This window comes from Actinoplanes xinjiangensis (assembly GCF_003148685.1).
GTDB classification, from domain to species: domain Bacteria; phylum Actinomycetota; class Actinomycetes; order Mycobacteriales; family Micromonosporaceae; genus Actinoplanes; species Actinoplanes xinjiangensis.
Genome location: NZ_QGGR01000023.1, coordinates 91792 through 115697 on the forward strand (window position 1 = coordinate 91792; position 23906 = coordinate 115697).

Sequence of the window (23906 nt, forward strand, 5' to 3'; positions counted from 1 at the left end):
TTCGTTCAGTAGTTCCGCGGGTGATCCTGCTGCGGCGGATATTGCTGCGGCGGGTACTGCGGCTGCGGCTGCGGCGGGTAGCCCTGCGGGGTGGGGTGGTGGCCCTGCTGCGGGTAGGCCGGCTGCTGCGGGTCCTGGTACTGCGGCGGCTGCTGGCCGTACCCCTGCTGCTGCTGGTGACCGTGGTCGAAGTGCTCGTGGTACTCCTCGCGCGCCGCGTCGGCCAGGCCGGCGACGCTGGCGGCGGCGACGATGCCGATCGCGGCGGCCGGGTCCGGGTTGTGCAGGCCCTTCTTCTTGGCGCTGCGCTCCCGCAGGATCTCGATCAGGATCGGCAGCACCGAGACCAGCACGATCAGCACCACCACCGGCAGGATGTAGCGGTCGATCTTGTCGCCGATGGCCGCGTAGATCTGCTCGGCCAGCAGGTAACCGATCAGGATGATGCCGTCGGTCCAGAGGATCGCGCCGACGATGTTCCACAGGAGGAACTGCTTCGCCGGCATGCCGAGGGTGCCGGCGACCGGGTTGAGGAACGTCCGCACGATCGGGATGAACCGGGCCAGCACCACCGCCTTGGCCGGGCCGAACTTCTCGAAGTAGTACTCGGCCTTCTCGACGTACTCCTTCTTGAAGAGCTTCGAGTCGGGCTTGTCGAACATCCGCCGCCCGTATTTCGCGCCGAGCCAGTGCCCGAGCTGCGCGCCGACGATGGCACAGATGGGTGCGCCGATCAGCAGGGCGGCGATGGACAGCTGGGCGCCCTCGCCGAAGATCGAGTTGGCCACCTCGGAGGCGGCCACACCCGCCAGGAACAGCAGGGAGTCACCCGGGAAGAAGAAGCCGACCAGCAGGCCGGTCTCCGCGAAGAGGATGGCCAGCACGCCCGGGAGCCCGAAGGCACTGAGCAGGTCCTTCGGATCCAGGGGGTTCAGGGCGAGCTGCTCGGTGAGCGCATGGATGTCCACGAGGAGCCAGGGTACCGGCCTGGTCGAGGCCGGTACCTGTATGAATGCTGTGCACTCCGAGAAGTAACCTAGCGGTCACAGTCGGGGGTCGACGGGCTCCGACTCCGCCGCCAGGATGGCGAAGACCAACTCGTGCACCCGCCAGGCCGGAGCGCCCTCGGCCAGCCGGTCCAGCGCCGCCAGCCCGAGCCCGTGCTCACGCAGCGCCAGCGACCGCTTCCGGCCCAGATTGCGCTGCCGCAGACGGTCCAACTGCTCCGGCCGGGTGTACTCCGGTCCGTAGATGATCCGCAGGTACTCACGGCCACGGCATTTCACGCCCGGCTGCGCGAGACGGCCCTTGGCGTCGACCGCCGCGGGCCCGGCCCACGGCTTCACCACCATGCCCTCCCCACCGGCGCCGGTCAGGGTCAGCCACCACTCGGTCGCCGCCGCCTCCGCCGCCGGATCGGCCAGGTCCAAGACCATCCGGCGGGTCGGCGTGAAGATCTCCGGGTCGGCGGCGACCAGCCGGTCGGCCAGCGCCAGATGCCAATCATGGTCCTTTTTTGCGTACGAGACGCCGGCGCCGGCCAGGAACACGAACGGGGCCAGCGAGACCCCGGTGAGCCCGTCCGTCGGCTTCACGTAGGACCGGTACGCCGCCGAGTAGCCGTCGATCTCGGCCGCCCGCAGTTCCAGCCGGTCCCGCAGCCCACCCACGTCGAGGCCGCGCCCGGCCACCCGTTCCACCACCGACAGCGCCGCGGGCAGGGCGGCACGTCCGGCCGCACCCACCCCCGCGTACTGGTCGCGGATCAGGCCGCCCGCCTTGGCCGACCACGGCAGCAGCTCGGCGTCGATCAGCAGCCAGTCGGTCTCCAGCTCGGCCAGGATCGGTGCGGCCGCGGCGCGTACCCGGGCCAGCAGCGGCTCGTCGAGTGCCGGGCCGAAGAACGGCCGGCCGGTCCGGGTCCAGATCGCGTCGCCCACGCCGGACACGGAGACCCGCACCACGGCCCGGGAACCCATGTGCTTCTCCTCACACACGACCCGGTCCACCCCCGCGGCCCGCAGATCGGCGAAGGCGGACGACGGATGCTCCAGGTAGCCCTCCACCGACGAACTGGTGCACGGAGCCATCGTCGGCGGGAGCCAGACCAGGCTCTCCGGATCGACCGAGAACCGGCCCATCACCTCCAGGGCGGCTGCGGCGTTCTCGGCGGGGACGGTCGTCTGGCCGTACCCGTAGTCGATGTGCCGTCGTCCGATGACGTCCGCGATGTCGAGCCCGGTGTCGGGCTTGGCCGCGACGGCGGTCAACGGCCGCACCGGGGCGTAGTACTCCCGCGCCGCCGGGACCGCCACGATCTCCCGCGACGGCCAGCGCAGCGCGGTCAGCGCGCCACCGAAGACACAGCCGGTGTCCAGGCAGATGGTGTTGTTGATCCACTCCGGTCGCGGGGTGGGCACGTGGCCGTAGACGACCGCCGCGGAACCGCGGTAGTCGCGCGCCCACGGGTAGCGGACCGGCAGACCGTACTCGTCGGTCTCGCCGGTGGTCTCGCCGTAGAGCGCAAAGCTGCGCACCCGTGCGGAGGCCCGCCCGTGGTAGGCCTCCTTCAACCCGGCGTGCGCCACCACCAGCCTGCCGTCGTCGAGCACGTAGTGGCTGACCAGGCCGTCGATGAAGGTGCGCACCTCGGTGACGAAGGCGGGGTCCTCGGCGCCGAGCTGCTCCAGGGTCTCCGGCAGGCCGTGGGTCAGCTGCACGTTGCGCCCGTTCAGCTTGCGGGCCAGCTTCTGCTCGTGGTTTCCCGGTACGCAGATCGCGTGCCCAGCCGCCACCATGCCCATGACCAGGCGCAGCACTCCCGGCGAGTCCGGCCCGCGGTCGACCAGGTCACCGACGAAGACGGCCTTGCGGTTCTCCTCCGCGTGCACGGCGTCCACCGGGCGGCCCCGCTCGTCACGGATCAGCTTCCAGCCCAGCTCGCCGAGCAGCGACTCCAGCTCGGCCCGGCAGCCGTGCACGTCACCGATGATGTCGAACGGCCCGTGCTCGTCCTTGCGGTCGTTGAAGAGCTTCTCGTAGCGGATCTCGGCCGCCGCGATCTCGTCCACGCCCCGCAGCACGTGGATCTTGCGGAAGCCCTCCTTCGCCAGCTGGCCGAGAGACCGCCGCAGGTCACGGTGCATCCGGGTGAGCACCTGACGGCCGAACGTACGGTCCGCGCGGGCCTCGGTGCGCTCCCAGGCCACCGACTCCGGCACGTCCAGCACGATCGCCACCGGCAGCACGTCGTGTTCCCGGGCCACCTTGACCAGGCCGGCGCGGGCGTGCGACTGAAGATTCGTGGCGTCCACCACGGTGAGCCGGCCGGCCGCGAGCCGCTTGCCGGCCACGTAGTGCAGCACCTCGAAGGCGTCACCGGAGGCGGACTGGTCGTTCTCGTCGTCGGCGACCAGGCCGCGGAAGAAGTCCGAGGAGAGCACCTGGGTCGGCTTCCAGTGCGTGCCGGCGAAGGTCGACTTGCCGGAGCCGGAGATGCCCACCAGGGCCACCAGCGACAGCTCGGGAACGTCGAGGATCATGCGGACACCTCCTTGATCGTGAAGAGGGCGAGCTGGGTCGGGGCGCCGGTCGTCTCATCGGCCTCACCGACACCACGGATCGTCACCGTGTAGCCGTACTCGTCAGCCGTCTCCGAAGCCCACCGGGCGAACTCGGCGCGCGTCCACTCGAAGCGATGGTCGGAGTGGCGCATCCCGGTCAGCCCCTCGTAGTGCACGTTGTACTCGACGTTCGGCGTGGTCACGATCACGGCGCGGGGCTTCGCGTGCCCGAAGACGGCCGACTCCAGCGCGGGCAGCCGGGGCAGGTCGACGTGTTCGATGACCTCCATCAGCACCGCCGCGTCGAACCCGCGCAGCCGGTCGTCACGGTAGGTGAGCGCCGTCTGGATCAGCCTGATCCGGTCCTTCTGCCGTTCCGGGAGCTGGTCCAGCCGCAGTCGGCGGGCGGCCTGCTCGAGCGTGCGGGTCGCCACGTCGGCGCCGACGATCTCGGTGAACGACAGGTCCTTGGCCAGGGCGGCGAGCAGAGCGCCGCCACCACAGCCCAGGTCGAGCACCCGGGACGCGCCCACCTCGGTCAGGGCGGCCAGGACCGCGTCCCGGCGCTGCTCGGCCAGCGGCGCCCGGCGTGCCACCGGCAGTTCGGCCTCCTCCTCGGTGGCCGGCTGGTCCGCCTCCAACAGCTGCAGGGCGGTGGTGGCCAGCGCCTTCCGGTGCGCCAGGTAGCGGCGGGCGATCAGCACCTTCTCCGGGTGTGCGGCCAGCCAGCCCTCGCCGGAGCGCAGCAGCTTCTCGATCTCGTCCGGGGCGACCCAGTAGTGCTTGCCGTCGTCCAGGACCGGGAGCAGCACGTACAGGTGGTTCAGCGCGTCGGCGAGCCGTACCTCCCCGGTCAGTCGCATGTCGACGTAGCGGCTGTCGCCGCCGATCCCCGGCTCGAACGGGATCGGCGTGGCTGTCACCGACCAGCCGAGCGGCGCGAACAGGCGGGTCACCAGGCTCGGCGTGCCCCGCAGCACCGGCACCCGGATCTCCAGCGGGATCGGCACCGCAGCCAGCTCCGGCCGGTCCTTCGAGGCGCCACGCAACGCGGTGCGGAAGACCCTGGCCAGAGCGCTGGACAGCAGGCTGGAGGCGGCGTACGGCCGGTCGTTGACGTACTGGCTCAACTCGAAGGCGTCCCGCTGGGCCCGCAGCAGCCGGGGATCGACGTCCAGCAGCAGGGCGGCGGTGCAGCGGTCGTCGTCCGCCTCGGGATAGAGGACGTACGCCGTACCGGTCGGCACGCTGAAGGAATGCACCTTGCCGGGGTGCTTGACCAGCAGATAGCCCAGATCGGTGGCGGGCCGGTGGGTGGTCGTCAGAGTGAGCAGCACGCGTCGATCGTGACAGCGGTGCCGGAATCAGGCGATCGAATTCACCGGTAGTCGTCGTCGAACTCGACGATCCGGTTCTCCTCCGGGGAGTCCGGCTCGTCGCTGTCGTCCTGCCAGCCGGGAACAGTGGTCGCCTGCTCAGCGGCGTCGACCTCGGGCGTCTCCAGGTCGATCTCGTTCGTCGGGTAGGTCATCTCCGGCTCCCTCCGTCCGTCGCCGACTCACCTCTCATGGTGCGCGTTTCCCCCCTCCGGCGCGGACGAACCGGTTTACCCGGAAACGATCCCGGCGGAGTTGTTCGATCGGTCGGGATCGTCGAGCTCCAGCGGATCGAACCGATGGTCGACGATCTCGACCCGGCCGGCGCCGGCTTCAGGCCTGGTCACTCGTACCGGAATGGTGAAGTCCGTCTCACCGTCGCACTCCAGCGTCCGCAGGTCGGCGTACCGGTAGCAGCCCTCCGGGTCGGTGGTGGCCGTGGTGCCTCCCGGGAACGTCACAAGGAGGGACGGGTCGTTGTTGGTGTACAGGTCCGGGTACAACCGGCCGGGACCGTGGTTGGTGAGTCTCACCCGGACCGTGCTCGGGCCGCTGGTGACCGTCGTTCGCGCGCCGGAGACCGCGAGGTCGGCCGGTCGGCCATCGGTGACGGTGATGTCGACACCCTCCTCGAACTCGTCCCACGGGTCGTCCGTCTCAGGCGGATCGGGGGGCGGGTCGACCAGTCGTTTCAGGGTCAGCTGAGGTTCGGTGCCCCAGCGGGGTTCCGGCGGTTCGGCGAGCCATACGTAGGTCGCGCCCGGCTCCGGAGTGAAGATCGGGTGGGCCGCGTAGCCGGTTCTGGTGTACCAGGTCACGTCGGCGCCCATCCTGCTGCCGGTGATCGAGTCGGCAGGTGGGCGGAACGCCAGCGGTTCGGACAGGCCGTAGACGGCACCCGGCTCGAGCCGCGTGCCGAAGGTGCAGACCAGGTGGACTCCGACGGTCGAGCAGTTTCGGTATGTCTTGGCCAGGTGCCGGCTGCCGACCGCCAGCACCGCTCCGGTCACCGGGCTGGTGCCGGTGTGGGTGAATGGAAGATCGAATCGCGCTGTGCCGCCCGCCACCACGGAGATCGGCTCCAGACGGCGGGACACGAGGACGAACTCCTCATCGGGTGGCGGCACGAGGAGAACACCGAGGGCGAGTGTGACTCCGGCACCACCGGCCACGATCTGTCCCGTAAGTGCGAACATGCCCCGACAGTAGTTGTCGGTTATGTACCTCGTGCCGGAATCGATGGTCTGATTTCGAGGCGGTTTCCACTACGCACCGCAACTGCGGAATACTGCCTGCTGGAGGACAGCGCGGTCCTGCCCTCTCGCAGCCCGTGAAAATGAGCAAGGAGCGCACCCGATGCCTATCGCTTCTCCCGAGGTCTACGCCGAGATGATCGATCGCGCCAAGGCCGGCGCGTTCGCCTACCCGGCGATCAATGTGACGTCCTCGCAGACCCTCAACGCGGCCCTCCAGGGCTTCGCCGAGGCCGGCAGCGACGGCATCATCCAGATCTCCACCGGTGGCGCCGAGTATGTCTCGGGCCCGACGATCAAGAACAAGGTCGTCGGCGCGGTGGCGCTGGCCGAGTTCGCCCACCACGTCGCCAAGCAGTATTCGGTGAACATCGCGCTGCACACCGACCACTGCCCGAAGAACCACCTCGACGGCTTCGTCCGCCCGCTGATCGACATCTCGGCCGAGCGCGTGGCCAAGGGGCAGGCCCCGCTGTTCCAGTCGCACATGTGGGACGGCTCGGCCGTGCCGCTGGACGAGAACCTCCAGATCGCGGAGGAGCTGCTGGCGAAGACCGCGGCCGCCAAGATCATCCTGGAGATCGAGGTCGGCGTCGTCGGTGGCGAGGAGGACGGCGTCTCCGCCGCGATCGACGACAAGCTCTACTCCACCGTCGAGGACGGCCTGGCCACCGTCGCCGCCCTGGGCCTCGGTGAGAAGGGCCGCTACCTGACCGCCCTCACCTTCGGCAACGTGCACGGCGTCTACAAGCCGGGCAACGTCAAGCTCCGCCCGGAGATCCTCAAGGAGATCCAGGACGCGATCGGCGCCAAGTACGGCAAGGAGAAGCCGCTCGACCTGGTCTTCCACGGCGGTTCCGGCTCGCTGCTGTCGGAGATCCACGGCGCCCTGGACTACGGCGTGGTGAAGATGAACATCGACACCGACACGCAGTACGCGTTCTCCCGCCCGGTCGCGGACCACTTCTTCCGCAACTACGACGGTGTGCTGAAGGTGGACGGCGAGGTCGGCAACAAGAAGGCCTACGACCCGCGCGCCTGGGGCAAGCTGGCCGAGAACGGCCTCGCCAAGCGGGTCGTCGAGGCCTCCGAGCACCTCCGCTCGGCCGGTACCTCTCTCGGTAAGTAAGCACTCGATCCAACGGTGCCGGCCGGTCCCCTTCGTGGGGACCGGCCGTCGTCGTCTTGCAGAGTCACACCGCGGCGCGGGTACCATCGACCGATCAAGATCGGCGGGGCGGTGGTCGTGCTCGGAATCGAGGGCTGGGAACCCGAGTGGCATCACGACGCCGAGGCCCTCGCCGCCACGCATCGACACATGTTCGTGCGGCTCATCGGCAAGAGATTGCGGTCGAGCTGGCTGATGTGGGATGTCGCCGAGCGGGGATGGTTCGCGGACGGCCCGGTCATCCTCGACTTCGGACTCAGTCGTGTGGAGATCACTCACCGTAAGTTCGATGAGTGTGCGATCACCTGGGACCAGATCGACACGACGCTCCCGGTGGACCTCTACGAGCACTTCGACTGGCGTCCCGACCCGCACGCCGCGCTGCGCAAGGCCCGGGGCCGGTCGCTCCGGGCGGTCAACGTCATCGAACGGACCACCTCGGCCGACTGGCGGCCCCGGGTGCTGCACGCCGTCGAGTTCCTGTTCGACGGCGCGCGCCTCGCGATCTACAACGCCATGGACGAGAACGGCATCACCGACGTCCCCGAGGGCGACCTACCGGCGGCGCACTGGCGCCGCGTGCACGTGGCGTAGGGGGTCAGTCCCCGCCGCCGCCGCCACCGCCGCCACCACCGCCGCTGTCGCCGCCTCCCCAACCGCCACCGCCGCTGTCGCCACCGCCGCCCCACCACGACCCGCCGCTGTCACCGGAGGAGTGGGAGGAGGAGTCCGACGAGTCCCAGGAGCCGCTGCTCCCGTCGGAGTGGTGGTAGTAGGGCGACGAGCTGCTGCGCGACCGGCTCTTGCCGTACCGCCCCTCCCGGTACGAGGAACGCGTGTTGTGCTTGATCACCTTCACCGCGAGGGTTACCGCGACCAGCAGGAAGACGACTACGAAGACCACGGCCAGATCCATGGTTGGAGTGTGCGACAGCCCCGCCACTATTCCGAGAGCGCGGCCATCGCTTCGTCCAGAGAGTCGGTGATCACGATCAGATCGGACTGGTCGCCATGGGGCGAACGGGCCAGTAGCGGCCCCAGCAGATCCGCCACGGGCAGCCGCGACCAGTGCTCCACACCGAGGAACACGTACGCCCCGGACGGCCCGTCGGTGGCGTAGAACGTCTTCGTCGCGGCCTGAAAGATCTCCTGCACCGTGCCGGCCCAACCCGGGGCGAACACGATCCCGCCGCGGGCCAGCCGCAGGATCGAATCCTCCCGGACCGCGTTGGAGAAGTACTTCCCGATCTGCCCGGCGAACAGGTTGGCCGGCTCGTGGCCGTACAGCCAGGTGGGCAGTGCCAGACCGCCGTGCCGGAGCCGCCCGGCGACGTCGAGCGCCGGCAGCGGGTGCGCGGCCCGCACCGACAGCGCGGCCGCCGTGTACGGCTCGTGATCCATGAAATGCGGCGCCACCGACAGCCGGTCGATCGCGGTGCCGAGTGCCGCCTCGTCGAACGAGGCGAAGTAGGCGCCCAGGTTGGCGGCCTCCATCACCCCCGGTCCGCCGCCGGTCACGATCAACCGGTTCGCGGCGGCCAGGCGACGGGTCAGGGCGGCGACCATCCGGTACGGCTCCGAGCCCCGCGCCGCGGCATGCCCGCCCATGATCCCGATGGCACCGCCGGTCCCGTGCACGGCCGCCCACGCGTTGAGCGCCTTGCCGAGCGCGTTGTCGATGCCGGCGTCGTGGAGCCGCTGGGCCAGCGCCTCCCGGATGTCCGGAACCGCACCACCATGGTCGACGAAATGCCGGTAGACGGCAGTGTCGTACATACCGGCGAACCCGTGCTCGGCGAACCCGGCGGCCAGGTCCTCAGGCGTGTAGAGCAGCGCCGGATGGGTCGGATAGGGCCGCCCGTCGAACGGCGGGACCACGTGCGCGCCACGCAGGATCAGATCGGTCTCCACCTCGGGACCGGCCAGGTGACAACCCACGAACATGGTGTCGCGCACGTCCACCGCGGCCAGATCGGGCGGGTCGCGGTCCAGTCGCAGGCCGAGGACGCAGAGGCCGGCCAGCGTGTTCTTGGCCAGGTGCACGTCCAGCTCGGCTCGGGTCTCGATCTCGTCGGCGGTCGCGTCGAAGGGGGCGTCGCCGCCGAGCACGGGTTGCAGGGGATCGGGCATGCGTCCATCTTGCTCGAGTCGAGCGAGTCGTTGACGTACTACCTAGAGTTGGCGCATGCGTGCTGCGACGGGTTCACTTTTCGGTCTGGCCTACGGGGATTCACTCGGGAAACCGACCGAGTTCCAGGAGTACGCGACGATCGTGGCCCGCTACGGTCCCGAGGGCCCACGCCGGCTGGTCGGTGAGCCGGCACTGGTGACCGACGACACCCAGATGGCGCTCGCCGTCGGTGAGGCGCTGCTGGAAGCCGAGGAGATCACCCCGGACGCCCTGGAGCCGGTGCTGCGGCGGCGGTTCCTGGAGTGGGCGGCCAGCCCGGAGAACGACCGGGCACCCGGCATGACCTGTCTGCGGGCGATCGGCAACCTGGCCGACGGCCGGTCCTGGACCCGGGCCACCCAGGCCGAGTCGAAGGGGTGCGGGGCGAACATGCGGGTCACCCCGGTCGGACTGATGCCGGGACTCACCGACGACCAGCGGTCCGGGGCGGCGCAGTTCCAGGCCGCACTGACACACGGGCATCCGACCGGGCTGGCGGCCAGCGAGCTCACGGCGTACGCCGTCCACTGGCTCCGGGACGGCCTCGCGCCGTCCGACCTGCTCGGTGCCCTGCGGGACCGCTGCGCCGAGCAGCGCAAGGTCTACCGCGGTGACTGGCTCGGTGAGCTGTGGCACCGGCCGGCGGTGACCTCGCCGGAGGAGTTCATCGCCCTGGGCTGGGACGAGTGCGCGGCCGCCCTGGACCGGGTGGTGGAGGCACTGTCCGGCGGTGACCACACCGGCGATCCGTGCCTGCGCACCGGCGCCGGATGGATCGCCGAGGAGGCGCTCGCCACCGCGCTCTACGTCTATCTGATCTCGCCGGACGAGCCGGTCGCCGTCCTCGGCCGCGGCGCGGCCTCCTCCGGCGACTCCGACTCGATCGCCTGTCTGGCGGGCGCCTTCGCCGGTGCCGCTCTGGGCCAGACCGCCTGGCCGGCCGAGTGGCAGACCCAGATCGAGTACGCCGACCGCCTGTTCCGCCTCGGCACAGCCTGGGACTGACCCGCCCACCCCCGCAGCGCCCAGCCCGGGTTGTGGCTGGCTCTGACCGCTGTTTCAGCGTGCTTGAGACAGCGGTGGCGCCCAGCCCGGGTTGTGGCTGGTTCTGGCCGCTGTTTCAGGGTGCTTGAGACAGCGGTGGCGCCCAGCCCGGGTTGTGGCTGGTTCTGGCCGCTGTCTCAGCGTGCTCGACACAGCGGTGGCGCCCAGCCCGGGTTGTAGCTGGTTCTGGCCGCTGTTTCAGCGTGCTTGAGGCAGCGGTGGCAGCCAGCCGGGAAAGGCGGTCGGGCCTGAAACGTGGTGGCAGCGGAATGAACGCGGCCCCGGCGGGTTGAATGGGGGCATGCAGAACCTCCTTCCCGAGCCGCCGGCCACCCGACTGCCCGCTGACGCCGAGGCCGACAAAGCCTTGGCCGAGGCCGCCACGACGGGCTCCGAGCAGGCCTTCAAGGCGGTCGCCGCCAGATTCCCTTCCTACAGCGCCGCCTGGGCGCCCCTGGCCGCCGCGGCTCTGGCCGCGAACGAGCCGGTGACCGCATACGCCTACGCCCGTACCGGATACCACCGAGGCCTCGACGCGCTGCGCCGCAGTGGCTGGAAGGGCCACGGCCCGGTTCCGTGGGCGCACGAGCCGAACCAGGGATTCCTCCGCTGCCTGCACGCCCTGTCCCAGGCCGCCGCCGTGATCGGTGAGGCGGACGAGGCGGCCCGCTGCGCCCAGTTCCTGCGGGACAGCGACCCGGCCGCCGCCGACGCCCTGACCTGACGAGGCCGTTCCCGGACCGGCCACCGGTCGGTCCGGGAACGCGCGGATCCGGCCAGGGTCGGTCCGGGCACCTGCGGATCTAGCCGGGGTCGATCTGGAGAACGCGCGGATCCTGCTGGACGTGCCTGCTAGAGCCCGTCGGCGACCGCTGCGGCGATCTTGAGCCAGGCGTCCTTCGTTCCGGCGGACAGTTCGCCGTAGCGGATCGGCTCACCCGAGTCGATCAGCCGCTCGTAGGGTGCCACCAGCACCGCCCTGGTCCGGGCGGCGAAGTGCTGCTGGATCCACTGGAGGTCGATGTCCTTGCGGGTCGGCGGCATGGTGACGATAGTCACTGCCTGGCGCACCAATCGGCGTCGCCCGCTCTGCTCCAGGTGGTCGAGCGCCCGGGCCGCGGTCTCGGCGGAGTCGTTACGGGCCGACATCGTGATCACCAGCTGGTCGGTGGCGTCCATCGCGGCCTGCCAGTTCTCCGCGCGGACGTTGTTCCCGGTGTCCACGAAGATCAGCTTGTAGAACCGGCTCACCACGTCCCGGATCTCGGCGAACGAGGACGCGGTCAGCATCTCGCCGGCGGTCGCCGACTCGTCCGAGGCGAGCACGTCGAACATGCCCTCGCCCTGGGCACGCACATACTGCGACAGGTCACCGACCCGCCCCTGCGCACCCTGGAAGAGATGCAGATCACGCATCATGTCCCGGACGGTACGGGCGTGGAAATCCTGCTGTGCCCGCATACCGAGGGTGCCCTGGGTCTCGTTGTTGTCCCAGGCCAGGACGTACCCACCGCGTTTCTGCCCGAACGTCATCGCCAGCAGCAGCACGGCCACCGTCTTGCCGGCGCCGCCCTTCGGGTTGACCACGGTGACCTGGCGCAGCCCGCCGAAGTTGCGGCGGACCATCTCGACGTCCTGCTTGTACTCCAGCTCCCGCTGCCCCGGAGCCAGCTTGACCAGGCCGAACATGCCCTTCTGAAGCACCGCCCGAGCGCCCATGGTGGCACTCTGCTGAGCCGGCCGGGCCAGCCGCCGCCGCGCGAACTCCTCGGCGGTCGGCGTGCCGTCCACCATCCAGTTCAGTTCCTGGAACGGGTCCGCCTCAGCGTTCGGCTGCGTCTGCTGATCATGGGGATGCGGGTTCGGCAATGCGGGTTGCGGCTGGTGGGGCGGCTGCGCGACGGGTGCGACAGCCGGCGTCACCGGCGCGGCGTGCGGCGGCTGCGGAGGTACGGGCGCGACGTGCGCGTTCGGCCAGGCCTCGGCAGCGCCTTGCGCCCCGTCGGCGTGCTCGGCATGCGAGGTCGGCGGCGTCACCGGCGCGGCATGCGGTGGCTGAGGAGTGGGCTGCGCCCGCGGCGGTACGGCCGGCGCGTGCCCCGTCGACCAGGCACCGGCCGACGGCTGGACGGACACCGGACGGGTGACCGGCTGCTGCTCGCCCGGCCGTTGCTCGCCAGGCTGCTGATCCACCGGCGAGGTGAAAGCCGGCTGCTGATTCACCGGCGACGGAAAGGCCGGCTGCTGATCCGCCGGCGGCGGGAAGGGCGACTGCTGATCCGCCGACGGGGAGAAGGCCGGCTGCTGATCCGCCGGCGGCGGGAAGGGCGACTGCTGGTTCACCGGCGGCGGGAAGGCCGCCCGATCACCCGGGTGAGGCTGTGCCGCCTGCTGATCGCCCGCCTGCGGATACGCCGCCTGCGGCTCGCCCGGCGGCCGGGGCACCGACTCCTGACCGGCCGCTTCCGGATGCACCGGAGGTCCGACCGGTCCCTGATGAGCCGGAGGTGCGGCCGGAGCCGGACGGTGCAGCGGCTGCGCCCACGGCGAGTCGGCCGCGGTGTGCCCTTCCGGATGCCCGGTCGGTGCGGGCGGCAGCCCGGACTGTGGATGCGGCTGCCGCGGCACGGCCGGCGCCCCGTCCGGGGTGGGCCGCTGCGCGGGCACGTGCACCCCGGGTGGCAGTGGCGGACCGTCGGCCGGCCGGAACACGCCCGGCTCGACCTGGACCATCCCGACCGGTGGGGTCCGATCGGTCAGTGGCACGGCACGGCCGTGCACCGGCGTCTCGGGCTCGTCGGCCCAGAACGGCTCCACGTCCCGGGCCGGCGGCGATGCCTCGGCTCCGGGGACGTAGACACGGTCGGCGTTCTCGTCCGCCACGGATGAGACCTCCGGTATCACGAAATCTTGGCTGCCCGTCCAAGAGTTGCACGGACCTCAGCCCGCGTACACCGCCCAGGCGCCCGGCTCAGTCCACCAGGATCGCTTGCGGCTCGTGGATCCCGCCACCCCGTCGTCGAGGAACTGAAGGTCACCCTCACGGGGGAGGACGGACACCGCACGTCCTCGGACCCGGCGCACCTCCACCCGTACCCGCGTGGGCTTGAACAGCTTCTTGACGACCACCGGGACCGCGACCGCCACCTCGACCCGGCCGTCGGTCGGGTCGCCGTCGGCGAGCAGGCGCAGGCCGTCGAACTCGGCGTAGCCTGCGCCGTTGCCGATCGCGCAGGCCAGCACCGGCTCCGCGCCGTCGGTGAGCACGGCGTCGTCGACCTCGACCCGGCCGCGCCACGGCACGGCCCGCCCGTTGTCGTCGGAGCCGCCGAGCAGCGCGCCGTCCAGGGTGATCGATCCGCCGTCGTTGCGCAGCAGGTCGAGCCGCCGGATCGTGCCGTTCATCACGGCCGCCGCGACGGCCGCGGGTGTCCGGGGGAGGCCCAACTGGGCCGCCAGGTCCTCGGTGTTGCCCGGGTCGAGCGGCAGGATCGCGACCGGCGGCAGGTCCGGCACGGTCCGCCCGGCGGGCAGATCGTCGGGCCGTTTACTGGGCGGCGGGGCGTAGCGCCGGACCAGCCGGCGCATCACGGCGCGCAGCTGGCCGTCGGTCGCGGTCGCCACCACCAGGCGTACGTTGCCGGCCGGGTCCGGCCAGGTCAGGCCGTCCGGGCGGGCCGGACCGTCGAACCGGGCGAGGACCGCGTCGATCTCCTGATCGGAGCCGGCCAGCACGGTCTCCACCCGCGCCCCCGCCTCGCGCAGCGCGTCCGCGCAGGCCAGGACGGGGGTACGGGGAGTGGCACAGGCGGCGTTGCAGCCGCCGCAGCCCGAACCACAGGAGTCGCCCGAGCCCTCGGCCAGGCTCAGGAGAACGACGTCGTACATCAGACTCCGCCGAGAACCGAGTGCCGCTCGATGACCGCCTCGCGACCGGGGCCGACGCCGACGATCGAGATCCGGGCGCCGATCCGGGCCTCGACGAACTCGACGAAGTCCTGCGCCTCCTGGGGCAGATCCTCGAACTTGCGGCAGCCGGAGATGTCCTGTTTCCAGCCGGGCAGCGTCTCGTAGATCGGCAGCGCGTGGTGGAAGTCGGTCTGGTTGACCGGCATCTCGTCGTGCCGGACACCGTTCACCTCGTAGGCCACGCAGACCGGGATCTCGTCCAGCCCGTCGTAGTTGTCGAGTTTGGTCATCGCGAAGTCGGTGACCCCGTTGATCCGCTGGGCGTACCGGCCGATCACCAGGTCGAGCCAGCCGATCCGGCGCGGGCGGCCGGTGGTGGTGCCGTACTCGTGACCGACCTCACGCAGGTAGTCACCGAACTTGTCGTGCAGCTCGGTCGGGAACGGGCCCTCACCGACACGGGTGGTGAACGCCTTCAGCACGGCGATCACCCGGTCGATCCGGGTCGGCGGGATGCCGGCGCCGGTGCAGGCGCCGCCGGACGTCGCGTTCGAGCTGGTCACGAACGGGTACGTGCCGTGGTCCACGTCGAGCAGGGTGGCCTGGCCGGCCTCGCAGAGCACGACCTTGCCGTCGTCGATGGCCTGGGACAGCTCCAGGGCGGTGTCCGCCACGTACGGCCGCAGCCGGTCGACGTACGACAGGAGCTCCTGGACGACGTCGTCGACCTTCGCCCCGGTCCGGTTGTAGATCTTCGACAGCACCTGGTTCTTGAAGCCGAGTGCGGCCGTGACCTTCTGCCGCAGGATCGACTCGTCGAAGAGGTCCTGCACCCGGATGCCGACCCGGTTCATCTTGTCGGCGTAGGTCGGGCCGATGCCCCGGCCGGTCGTACCGATCCGGCGGGAGCCGAGGAAGCGCTCGGTGACCTTGTCCAGGGTGCGGTTGTAGGAGGCGATGACGTGCGCGTTCGCGCTGATGCGGAGCCGGGAGGTGTCGATGCCCCGGGCCTCCAGCCCGTCGATCTCCTGGAACAGCACGTTGAGGTCGACGACGACGCCGTTGCCGATCACCGGTACGACCCCCGGGGAGAGGATCCCGCTCGGGAGGAGGTGGAGCGCGTACTTCTCGCCGTCGATGACGACGGTGTGGCCCGCGTTGTTGCCACCGTTGAACTTGACCACGTAGTCGAGCCGGTCACCCAGCAGGTCCGTGGCCTTACCCTTGCCCTCGTCGCCCCATTGGGCGCCGACCAACACGATCACCGGCACTTTTAGATATGCCTTTCCCCAAGGTCGTACCTGGAGGAGTCCGGGTACTGCGAAAGTTTACGCGACGCCGCCGCAGGTAGGATGGGCCGTCGTGCGCGTACTTCTGATCGGCTCCGGTGGGCGCGAGCACGCGCTTGCCGTCGGCCTCTCCGCCGACCCGTCCGTCGACTTCCTGGCCGCGGCGCCGGGCAACCCCGGCATCGCCCAATTCGCCGAGCTGCACGACGTGAAACCCACCGATCCGGCCGCGGTCGCCGCGCTCGCCGTCGAACTGAACGCCGACCTCGTCGTGATCGGCCCGGAGGCCCCGCTGGTCGCCGGTGTCGCCGACGCGGTCCGCGCCAAGGGCATCGCCTGCTTCGGCCCGTCCGCCGCCGCGGCGCGCCTGGAGGGCTCGAAGGCGTTCGCCAACGAGGTGATGGCCGCCGCCGGCGTCCCGACCGCCCGGTCCTTCGACTGTTCCACCGTCGCCGAGGCCCGGGCGGCCCTCGAAGAACTCGGCGCGCCGTACGTGGTGAAGAACGACGGTCTGGCCGCCGGCAAGGGCGTGGTCGTGACCGACGACCTGGACGAGGCCCTGATCCACGCCGAGGCGTGCGGCAAGGTCGTCATCGAGGAGTTCCTGCCCGGTCCCGAGGTCTCGCTCTTCGTGGTCACCGACGGCACCGCCGTCGCGCCGCTGATGCCGGCGCAGGACTTCAAGCGCCTGGCCGACGGCGACGAGGGGCCCAACACCGGTGGCATGGGCGCCTACGCCCCGCTGGACTGGGCACCGGCCGACCTGACCGAGCGGGTGCTGCGGGAGACCGTCGAGCCGACGCTGGCCGAGATGCGCCGCCGGGGCACCCCGTTCGCCGGGCTGCTCTACGTCGGGCTCGCGCTCACCCCGGACGGCCCGAAGGTGATCGAGTTCAACGCCCGCTTCGGCGACCCGGAGACCCAGGTGGTGCTCGCGCTGCTGGAGACGCCGCTGGCCGGCCTGCTCAACGCCGCCGCGACCGGCACGCTGGCCGAGCACGGCCCGCTGACCTGGAAGTCCGGCGCGGCCATCACCGTGGTCGTGGCGAGCCACAACTATCCGGGCGTACCGCGTACCGGCGACGTCATCGAGGGTGCCGAGCGGCCCGGCGTCATCCACGCCGGGACCGCCCGTAACGCCGACGGCGCGCTGGTGTCGGCCGGTGGCCGGGTGCTCAGCGTGACCGCCTCCGGCACCGACCTGGCCGGGGCCCGTGCGGCCGCCTACGCCCTGGTCGACGGGATCCGCCTGGACGGTGCCCAGTACCGGACCGACATCGCGCTGCGCGCCGTCGAGGGCCGCATCACGCTGTGACGAGTGCCGGCCGCGTGGCGTCCCGCAACAGCACCACGGAGAACCACAGGACGCCCGCGGCCCCGGCCACCAGGCCGCCGAGGTAGAGCGCCTCGGGTACGGCGGCCCGCAGCGACGCCGCGCTCAGCCCCGGCACGTACAGCGCCAGGGCCGGGCGGGGCAGCACCCCGGCACGCCACGACGCGATGCCGAAGAGCACCACCCCGATCAGGAACGTCAGAGCCACCACCAGGAAGTACGGTCGTCCCGGCCCGGTGAGCACCGCCTCCCGGGTCGCCGCGTCCTGATATTGCAGGACCGCGTGGGTGAGGAACTCGATCGCGAAGAGCCCGCTCAGCCCGAGGTGGTTGAGCACGAAGCCGGCCAGCCCGAGCCACCCCGCCTCCCGCCGCTGCCGCAGGTGGAGCGCGGTCAGGGTGAGCAGCAGCAGCGCGGAGGCGGGCGGTGCCAGGGCGTGGGTGAAGCCGTTCTCCGGCAGCAGGCCGGCGCGCCGGGCGACGGCCACCAGCATGAGTACACCGCCGGCGACGCCGGTGAGGGCCGCGAGGCGGTAGAGGATCCGATCGGACACGGTGGGCTCCTTCGAGAGTGGATGCCTGACACCGTGGCCGGGGAGTCCCGCCACGGGACAGTGCCGCGTGGCCAGGAGTGGCGGCGCGGGCCGGCCGTTCGGCACATGACCTCCGGCCAGACATCGACGGCGACCCTGGGCCCGGCGGTATCGGTCACCTAGCGTGGCGGTATGGCTGTGGATGCTCCGCCGCTGCGCTGGATGGCCTCGCTTCTCTACGTGGCCGTGATGCTCACCGGCCTCTACTACACCGGCGCCGGTCTGGCCCCGGACTGGTCCCGCGGTGAGCTGGTGGTCTTCCTCGCCGGACTGATCGCGCTGCTCGTGGTCGAGCAGGTGGACTGGCGCCGGCCCCATTCCCGGCGCTGGTCGGTGGCCATGCTGCTGATCCGGATCGTGCTGCTGGAGGCGGTGAACGCGGCCGACGGCGCCGGATTCTCGCGTGCCCTCTACGTGCTGGTGCCGTTCTTCGCGTATTTCTGGCTGGGTCGTGGCGCCGGAATCGGGCTGGCGACCTTCTATCTGGTGATGGCGCTGACCCGGGCGAGCACGGTCACCGGCGGCCCGGCCGACCCCGAGGTCGTCTCCGAGTTGTTCATGCTCTTCATCGGCCTCGTCCTGGCGGTCGCCACCGCCGCGGTCGCGGTCGAACAGAGGCGCAGCCGCATGCAGGCGGAACGGCTGGTGGCGGAGCTGACCGCGACGCAACAGCGGGTCGCCGAGCTGAGCGCCGCGAGTGAGCGCAACCGGCTGGCCCGGGACATCCACGACAGTGTCGGCCACCATCTGACCGCGATCAGCGTGCAACTGGCGAAGGCGGAGGCGTTCCGGGAGCGGGATCCGGCGATCGCGGACCGCGCGGTCGCCGACGCACACCGGGCGGCGACGCGGGCCCTGCGGGAGGTACGCGAGTCCGTCGGAACCCTCCGAGCCGAGCCGTTCTCCCTGGCTACTGCCTTGTTCGCGCTGGTCGAGGGCCTGGACGACCCGGATTTCCGAGTGGTCCTCGATCTCGGCGGCTCAGAGACCGAGGACGGTCCGGAAAGCCTCGGCCGTCCGGAAGACCGCGGTGGCCCCGCCTTGACCGGTGGCCCTGCCTTGACCGGGCGGGCCGGTGCGGAGGCGCTGTACCGGGTCGCCCAGGAGGCGCTGACCAATGCCCGCCGGCATGCGAACGCCGGTCTGGTCCGGGTGGCGGTCCGTAGCGCGGGGGACGACGCGGTGCTCGAAGTGGAGGACGACGGCCGCGGGTTCGAGCCGGAGACCACCTCCGGCGGTGGCCTGCGGGGGATGCGGGAGCGCCTGGCGGCGCTGGGCGGGAGCGTGCGGGTGGAGTCGCGTCCCGGCCAGGGCACCCGGATCACCGCGAGCGTCCCGGCGGCGGGGCGATGACCGACGAGCCGGTCCGCGTGCTGGTGGCCGACGACCAGGCGCTGATCCGGGAGGGCATCGCCTCACTGCTCGGCATCGAGCCGGGCATCGAGGTGGTCGGGACGGCGGCGGACGGCCGGGCCGCGGTCGAGCTGGCACTGGCGACCACCCCGGACGTGGTGCTGATGGACGTCCGGATGCCGGTCCTGGACGGGCTGCGCGCCGCGGAGTTGCTGCGCGAGCGGCTGCCGGCCTGCCGGGTGCTGATGCTGACCACCTTCGACGACGAGGAGTACGTCGTCCGGGCGCTGCGTGCCGGAACCGGTGGTTATCTGCTCAAAGACCTGCCCCCGAAGGACCTGGCCCGGGCGGTACGGCTGGCCCGGGCCGGTGTCGACCAGCACGACAGCGCGGTGTTGCGGCGGGTGGTCACCGCCCTGGACCGGGGAGCGACGCCGGCGCGCCGGATCGATCTGACCGACCGGGAGCAGGCCGTCCTGCGGCTGATCGCCCGCGGTGCCACGAACCGGGAGATCGCGGCGCGGCTCTTCGTGAGCGAGGGGACGGTCAAGAACCACGTCTCGAACATCTTGGCCCGGCTCGGCCTGCGGGACCGGACCCAGGCCGCCATCTACGCCCGCGACCGGGGGCTGCTCTGAGGGCGGTCGTCCCGTCGTACCACCGCGGGGGTCTCGGGCGCGGTGGGCGCCCGAAACCGTGGGTGAGTCGCGGACCTCAGCCCTTGGGGATGTCGAAGAGCTTGGGGATGCTGGTGGCGAGGGTGACGTCGCCCTTGGTCTTGATCTTGCCGGTCATGAACAGCATCACCGGGTTGCCGGAGCCGGAGACGATCTTCAGGAAGGTCAGTCCGTCCATGGTCATCGCGAGTTTCGGGTCGCGACCCGGGCTGCTGGTCACGGTGCAGGTGGCGTTCTCGATCACCGTCTCGTAGGTGTCGGAGGTGCCCCCGGGGCCGCCGGAGATGATCCAGTGGATGACGGTGGCGGTGTCGCCGGCCCGGTCCGCACGGAACAGCGTGGGCATCCGGTTGAAGACCTCGTCGAGGATCTTGGTGCGCTTCTCCGAGGCCATCACCTCGGCGATCTTGGCGTCCGGCGTGGATTTGACGAGCTGGGTGAACTCCCTCGGACCGATCGACGCGAGCGACTCGGGGCTGAAATCAGTCATCAGGCTTCCTTTCGGAGTTCGCCGGTGTACTCGCCGGTAAGTTCAGCGAGGATGCCGCTTTTCTGAGCAGTGTGCCACTCCCAAATGAATGTTGGACAGTCGGGTCGGTCTGCTCATAAACTCCCCAACATGTCTTTGGGAGATGGCGACAAGGCCGCCTTACGAGCGCTGGCCCATCCGGTCCGGCTCCAGATCATGTCCCTGCTGACCGGGGCCGAGATGACCGCGGCCGAGGTCGCCCGCGAGCTCGGGCTGACCCATGCCAACGCCAGCTATCACCTGCGCAATCTCCTGTCCGGTGGGCTGATCGTGGCGGCCGGCGAGGAGAAGATCCGCGGTGGTGTCGCCAAGCGGTACCGGTACGACGTACACAGCGAGCCCGCCCGCGGCCCCCGGCCGGACGAGCAGCTCCGTGCCGAGTTCGCCGCCATCGCCCACGAGCTGGTCCGCCGCAGCGCCGGCGCCCACTTCGCCGAGCGGCGCAATCTGGTCGGTGACGGCGACTTCTGGGTCGATCCCGAGGTGTGGATGGCCATCCGCGAGCGGATCTCCGAGGCCGTCGACGACCTGCACCGGGCGGCACGCCCCCCACGGACCCCCGGCACCGTGCGTACCAGCACCACGGTCGCGATGTTCCAGCTGCGCGAGGAGCCGGCCGAGTGAACGCGCTCGCGCCGCTGCGGCACACCTCGTTCCGGTTCCTGCTGGCCGGGCGGTCGATCAGCGCGCTGGGCAACTCGTTCGCGCCGATCGCCCTCGCCTTCGCCGTCCTCGACGACCGGCCGAGCGTCCGCATCTGGTCGCCGATCTGCGGCTCGGCTGGTCGGAGTTCCGCTCCCGCACCTGGCTCTGGGCGGTGGTGGGCGGCTTCGGGGTGCTGAACGCGGCGTGGAGCGGCGGTATGTACGTGCTCGGCCCGGCGGTCGCCGACGAGACCATCGGCCGCCCGGCGTGGGGTCTGGTTCTCGCCGCGGAGACCGCCGGGATGATCGTCGGCGGGTTGCTGGCGATGCGTCTCCGGCTGCACCGGCTGCTGCTGGTCGGCGTGATCGGCTGTTTCGGGATGGCGCTGCCGCTGTTCGTGCTCGGCCTCCACCCCCCGGCTGTGGGTGCTGCTGCCGACGATGTTCGTGGCCGGGCTCATGTTGGAGCAGTTCGGCGTGGCCTGGGAGACCTCGATGCAGGAGCACGTGCCGGCGGACCGGCTGGCGCGCGTGTACTCGTACGACATGGTCGGTTCCTTCATCGCGATGCCGCTCGGTGAGGTGGCGGTCGGGCCGGTCGCACACGAGATCGGGCTGGGCGTGACGCTGATCGGGACCGGGACGGTGGCGACGCTCGCGGTGGTCGGCATGCTCAGCAGCCGCGAGGTACGCACCCTGCGTCACCGGCTGCCGGAGGACGTACCGCGGCCCGTGACAGAATCGGTGCCGTGACCATCCCGAACGTGCTCGCCGCCCGGTACGCCTCCGCCGATCTCGTCACCCTCTGGTCCCCGGAGGAGAAGATCCGGATGGAGCGCAAGCTCTGGCTGGCGGTCCTCAAGGCTCAGCGTGACCTCGGCGTCGACGTTCCGCAGGGCGCCGTCGAGGCGTATGAGGCGGTGCTCGACCGGGTCGACCTGGCGTCGATCGCCGAGCGGGAGCGGGTCACCCGGCACGACGTGAAGGCCCGCATCGAGGAGTTCAGCGCGCTGGCCGGCTTCGAGCAGATTCACAAGGGCATGACGTCGCGCGACCTGACCGAGAACGTGGAGCAGCTGCAGATCCGGGCGTCGCTCGAGCTGATCCGTGACCGGGTGGTGGCGGCCCTGGCCCGGCTGGCCTCGCTCGCCGTCGAGCACTCCGACCTGGTGATGACCGGCCGGTCGCACAACGTCGCGGCCCAGGCCACCACGCTGGGCAAGCGGTTCGCCTCGGCGGCCGAGGAACTGCTGATCGCCTACGAGCGGCTGGACGATCTGATCGGCCGCTACCCGCTGCGCGGGATCAAGGGCCCGGTCGGCACCGCGGCCGACCAGCTGGACCTCTTCGACGGCTCGTTCGAGAAGGCCGCGGAGCTGGAGAAGAAGGTCGCCGAGCACCTCGGCTTCAACCGGGTGCTGTCCAGCGTCGGCCAGGTCTACCCGCGGTCGCTCGACTTCGACGTCGTCTCGGCGCTGGCACAGATCGTCGCCGGCCCGTCCTCACTGGCCACCACGATCCGCCTGATGGTCGGCCAGGAGCTGGTCACCGAGGGGTTCAAGCCCGGCCAGGTCGGCTCGTCGGCGATGCCGCACAAGATGAACACCCGGTCCTCGGAGCGGGTCAACGGTCTCGCGGTGATCGTCCGCGGCTACCTGTCGATGGTCGGTGAGCTGGCCGGTGACCAGTGGAACGAGGGCGACGTCTCCTGCTCGGTGGTGCGCCGGGTCGCCCTGCCGGATGCGTTCTTCGCCGCCGACGGCCTGTTCCAGACGTTCCTCACGGTGCTGGACGAGTTCGGGGCGTACCCCGCGGTGATCGCTCGTGAGCTGGACCGTTTCCTGCCCTTCCTGGCCACCACCAAGGTGCTGGTCGCGGCGGTGCGCAAGGGCGTCGGCCGGGAGGTCGCGCACGAGGTGATCAAAGAGCACGCGGTCGGTGTGGCCCTGGCCATGCGGGAGAAGGGTGCGGCGGTCAACGACCTCTTCGACCGGCTCGCCGGCGACGAGCGCCTTCAGCTCTCGCGCGCCGAGATCGACACGCTGGTCGCGGACCGGGCCGCTTTCGTCGGCGCGGCGCCGGCGCAGGTCCAGGAGGTCGCCGCGCGGGTCGCTTCGATCGTGGCCGAGCATCCGGCCGCGGCGGGGTACGCCCCAGCGCCGATCCTCTGATCCACCGGACCGGCACTGGGACCCGCTCACCCGAAACGCCCCGCCCACTCAGGCGGCGGCCGGCTCAGGCATCGGCTTGTTCAGACGCCCGCGATCGACGTGATCCACGCCCGGTTGTAGGCGACGCTGCCGTAGTACTGGCGGCTCGAGCCGTCCGCGGTCGAGGCGACGCCCACCTGGGCGCCGTTGTAGACCTGCGGTCCACCCGAGTCGCCCCGCCAGGCGTTGCCGTTGATCCGGGTGCTGCCGATCGCCCGGCCGCCGTAGGCGTCGGTCTGGTTGGTCGAGGTGACCTGCACCGTGGCGGTCTTAAGGGTCGGTGACGCCCCGCAGCCGGAGTAGCAGGTCATGCCCCAGCCGTAGATGCTGTTGGACGAGCCGACCGGCGGGTACGCGCTGGACAGCGGCATGTACGAGGTGCTGACCGAGCTGCTCAGGCGCAGCAGCGCCAGGTCGTAGCGGCTCGACGAGGACGCGACGGTGCGGGTGACACCGCCGGAGGCGTAGTTGACGCTGCCGACCCGTACCGACATGGTCCCGCTGACGCAGTGCCGGGCGGTGAGCACGTAGTTGGCCGAGATGATCGTGCCGGAGCAGGTGAAGCTGCCGTTGCTGAAGACCGCGGCGGCCCATGGCGCGGAGGAGACGGTGCCACCTCCGATGATGTTCGGGGTGACGGGCTCGTCGGCGTAGGCGGCGGTGGGGGCGAGCATGGCCGTGACCGCGCCGGCGAGGGCGGCCAGGAGTCGAATGCGCACGTCGAGATCTCCTTCTGGGGGAAATTAATCGATATCGACGAATGCAAACTAAGGCGTGATCGCGGCCGGGCCCAGAG

At 70.9% G+C, this 23906-nt stretch carries 24 protein-coding genes; 11 read left to right on the top strand and 13 right to left on the bottom strand.

Going from position 1 to position 23906, the window contains the following annotated elements:
- Window positions 1-5 precede the first annotated feature (5 nt).
- The 5 genes from BC793_RS36510 to BC793_RS36525 all read right to left on the bottom strand — a co-directional run bounded on the left by BC793_RS36510 (window position 6) and on the right by BC793_RS36525 (window position 6135).
- A complete protein-coding gene (locus tag BC793_RS36510) occupies window positions 6-968 on the bottom strand; it encodes a DedA family protein (RefSeq protein WP_109600958.1) in 963 nt (320 codons plus the stop codon).
- A 75-nt stretch (window positions 969-1043) separates the two neighbouring features.
- Window positions 1044-3542: a polynucleotide kinase-phosphatase gene (locus BC793_RS36515; protein WP_109600960.1), complete on the bottom strand. Its 2499-nt coding sequence runs from the start codon at window positions 3540-3542 to the stop codon at window positions 1044-1046.
- Entirely contained in the window at window positions 3539-4900 is a 1362-nt protein-coding gene (locus BC793_RS36520) for a 3' terminal RNA ribose 2'-O-methyltransferase Hen1 (protein WP_109600961.1), read from the bottom strand. The genes BC793_RS36515 and BC793_RS36520 overlap by 4 nt, the downstream gene beginning before the upstream one ends.
- 41 nt (window positions 4901-4941) lie before the next feature.
- The gene (locus BC793_RS50375) at window positions 4942-5094 is read right to left on the bottom strand and encodes a hypothetical protein (protein WP_170167315.1); all 153 of its coding nucleotides are present in this window, start codon (window positions 5092-5094) and stop codon (window positions 4942-4944) included.
- Window positions 5095-5169: 75 nt separating this feature from the next.
- On the bottom strand, window positions 5170-6135 hold the full coding sequence (locus tag BC793_RS36525; protein ID WP_109600963.1) for a hypothetical protein: 966 nt from the start codon (window positions 6133-6135) through the stop codon (window positions 5170-5172).
- Window positions 6136-6295: 160 nt separating this feature from the next.
- Here BC793_RS36525 and fbaA point away from each other — a divergent pair, with 160 nt between their 5' ends.
- The gene (gene fbaA, locus BC793_RS36530; protein ID WP_109600965.1) at window positions 6296-7321 is read left to right on the top strand and encodes a class II fructose-bisphosphate aldolase; all 1026 of its coding nucleotides are present in this window, start codon (window positions 6296-6298) and stop codon (window positions 7319-7321) included.
- 111 nt (window positions 7322-7432) lie between these two features.
- Window positions 7433-7954, top strand: coding sequence for a hypothetical protein (locus BC793_RS36535; protein ID WP_239170585.1), 522 nt, complete (start codon window positions 7433-7435; stop codon window positions 7952-7954).
- A gap of 4 nt (window positions 7955-7958) precedes the next feature.
- Here BC793_RS36535 and BC793_RS50380 read toward each other — a convergent pair whose 3' ends face one another.
- Window positions 7959-8276: a hypothetical protein gene (locus tag BC793_RS50380; protein WP_170167316.1), complete on the bottom strand. Its 318-nt coding sequence runs from the start codon at window positions 8274-8276 to the stop codon at window positions 7959-7961.
- 26 nt (window positions 8277-8302) lie between these two features.
- Window positions 8303-9490: an SLOG cluster 4 domain-containing protein gene (locus BC793_RS36545; RefSeq protein ID WP_109600967.1), complete on the bottom strand. Its 1188-nt coding sequence runs from the start codon at window positions 9488-9490 to the stop codon at window positions 8303-8305.
- Window positions 9491-9545: 55 nt separating this feature from the next.
- On the opposite strand from BC793_RS36545, the gene BC793_RS36550 reads away from it, so the two are divergent.
- Both BC793_RS36550 and BC793_RS36555 read left to right on the top strand, forming a co-directional pair.
- Window positions 9546-10535: an ADP-ribosylglycohydrolase family protein gene (locus BC793_RS36550; RefSeq protein WP_109600969.1), complete on the top strand. Its 990-nt coding sequence runs from the start codon at window positions 9546-9548 to the stop codon at window positions 10533-10535.
- Between the two features lie 340 nt (window positions 10536-10875).
- A complete protein-coding gene (locus BC793_RS36555; RefSeq protein ID WP_109600971.1) occupies window positions 10876-11298 on the top strand; it encodes a DUF3151 domain-containing protein in 423 nt (140 codons plus the stop codon).
- 128 nt (window positions 11299-11426) lie between these two features.
- On the opposite strand, the gene BC793_RS36560 is transcribed toward BC793_RS36555, so the two are convergent.
- The 3 genes from BC793_RS36560 to BC793_RS36570 are packed head-to-tail and all read right to left on the bottom strand — an operon-like array spanning window position 11427 to window position 15754.
- Complete coding sequence (locus tag BC793_RS36560) at window positions 11427-13457, bottom strand: MinD/ParA family ATP-binding protein (RefSeq protein ID WP_109600973.1); 2031 nt, start codon at window positions 13455-13457, stop codon at window positions 11427-11429.
- Between the two features lie 57 nt (window positions 13458-13514).
- Entirely contained in the window at window positions 13515-14462 is a 948-nt protein-coding gene (locus tag BC793_RS36565) for a diacylglycerol kinase family protein (RefSeq protein ID WP_109600975.1), read from the bottom strand.
- Complete coding sequence (locus BC793_RS36570; protein WP_109600977.1) at window positions 14462-15754, bottom strand: adenylosuccinate synthase; 1293 nt, start codon at window positions 15752-15754, stop codon at window positions 14462-14464. Before BC793_RS36570 ends, BC793_RS36565 begins: the two co-directional genes overlap by 1 nt.
- A gap of 91 nt (window positions 15755-15845) precedes the next feature.
- On the opposite strand from BC793_RS36570, the gene purD reads away from it, so the two are divergent.
- The gene (gene purD / locus BC793_RS36575) at window positions 15846-17087 is read left to right on the top strand and encodes a phosphoribosylamine--glycine ligase (protein WP_109600979.1); all 1242 of its coding nucleotides are present in this window, start codon (window positions 15846-15848) and stop codon (window positions 17085-17087) included.
- On the opposite strand, the gene BC793_RS36580 is transcribed toward purD, so the two are convergent.
- Window positions 17077-17658, bottom strand: a complete 582-nt coding sequence (locus tag BC793_RS36580) for a hypothetical protein (protein ID WP_109600981.1) — start codon at window positions 17656-17658, stop codon at window positions 17077-17079. The two genes, purD and BC793_RS36580, sit on opposite strands and share 11 nt — an antisense overlap.
- A gap of 171 nt (window positions 17659-17829) precedes the next feature.
- On the opposite strand from BC793_RS36580, the gene BC793_RS36585 reads away from it, so the two are divergent.
- Together BC793_RS36585 and BC793_RS36590 are read left to right on the top strand one after the other, a co-directional pair.
- Window positions 17830-19050: a sensor histidine kinase gene (locus BC793_RS36585; protein ID WP_109600983.1), complete on the top strand. Its 1221-nt coding sequence runs from the start codon at window positions 17830-17832 to the stop codon at window positions 19048-19050.
- A complete protein-coding gene (locus tag BC793_RS36590; protein ID WP_109600985.1) occupies window positions 19047-19688 on the top strand; it encodes a response regulator in 642 nt (213 codons plus the stop codon). Before BC793_RS36585 ends, BC793_RS36590 begins: the two co-directional genes overlap by 4 nt.
- 76 nt (window positions 19689-19764) lie before the next feature.
- On the opposite strand, the gene BC793_RS36595 is transcribed toward BC793_RS36590, so the two are convergent.
- A complete protein-coding gene (locus tag BC793_RS36595) occupies window positions 19765-20217 on the bottom strand; it encodes an SCP2 sterol-binding domain-containing protein (protein WP_109600987.1) in 453 nt (150 codons plus the stop codon).
- 129 nt (window positions 20218-20346) lie between these two features.
- On the opposite strand from BC793_RS36595, the gene BC793_RS36600 reads away from it, so the two are divergent.
- The 4 genes from BC793_RS36600 to purB all read left to right on the top strand — a co-directional run bounded on the left by BC793_RS36600 (window position 20347) and on the right by purB (window position 23071).
- Window positions 20347-20880: an ArsR/SmtB family transcription factor gene (locus tag BC793_RS36600; protein WP_109600988.1), complete on the top strand. Its 534-nt coding sequence runs from the start codon at window positions 20347-20349 to the stop codon at window positions 20878-20880.
- On the top strand, window positions 20877-21098 hold the full coding sequence (locus tag BC793_RS36605) for a hypothetical protein (protein WP_109600990.1): 222 nt from the start codon (window positions 20877-20879) through the stop codon (window positions 21096-21098). Before BC793_RS36600 ends, BC793_RS36605 begins: the two co-directional genes overlap by 4 nt.
- Window positions 21099-21326: 228 nt before the next feature.
- On the top strand, window positions 21327-21653 hold the full coding sequence (locus tag BC793_RS36610; protein ID WP_109600992.1) for an MFS transporter: 327 nt from the start codon (window positions 21327-21329) through the stop codon (window positions 21651-21653).
- Window positions 21650-23071, top strand: coding sequence for an adenylosuccinate lyase (gene purB / locus BC793_RS36615; RefSeq protein ID WP_109600994.1), 1422 nt, complete (start codon window positions 21650-21652; stop codon window positions 23069-23071). Before BC793_RS36610 ends, purB begins: the two co-directional genes overlap by 4 nt.
- Before the next feature lie 80 nt (window positions 23072-23151).
- Here purB and BC793_RS36620 read toward each other — a convergent pair whose 3' ends face one another.
- Window positions 23152-23829: a S1 family peptidase gene (locus tag BC793_RS36620; protein WP_109600996.1), complete on the bottom strand. Its 678-nt coding sequence runs from the start codon at window positions 23827-23829 to the stop codon at window positions 23152-23154.
- Window positions 23830-23906: the final 77 nt, after the last annotated feature.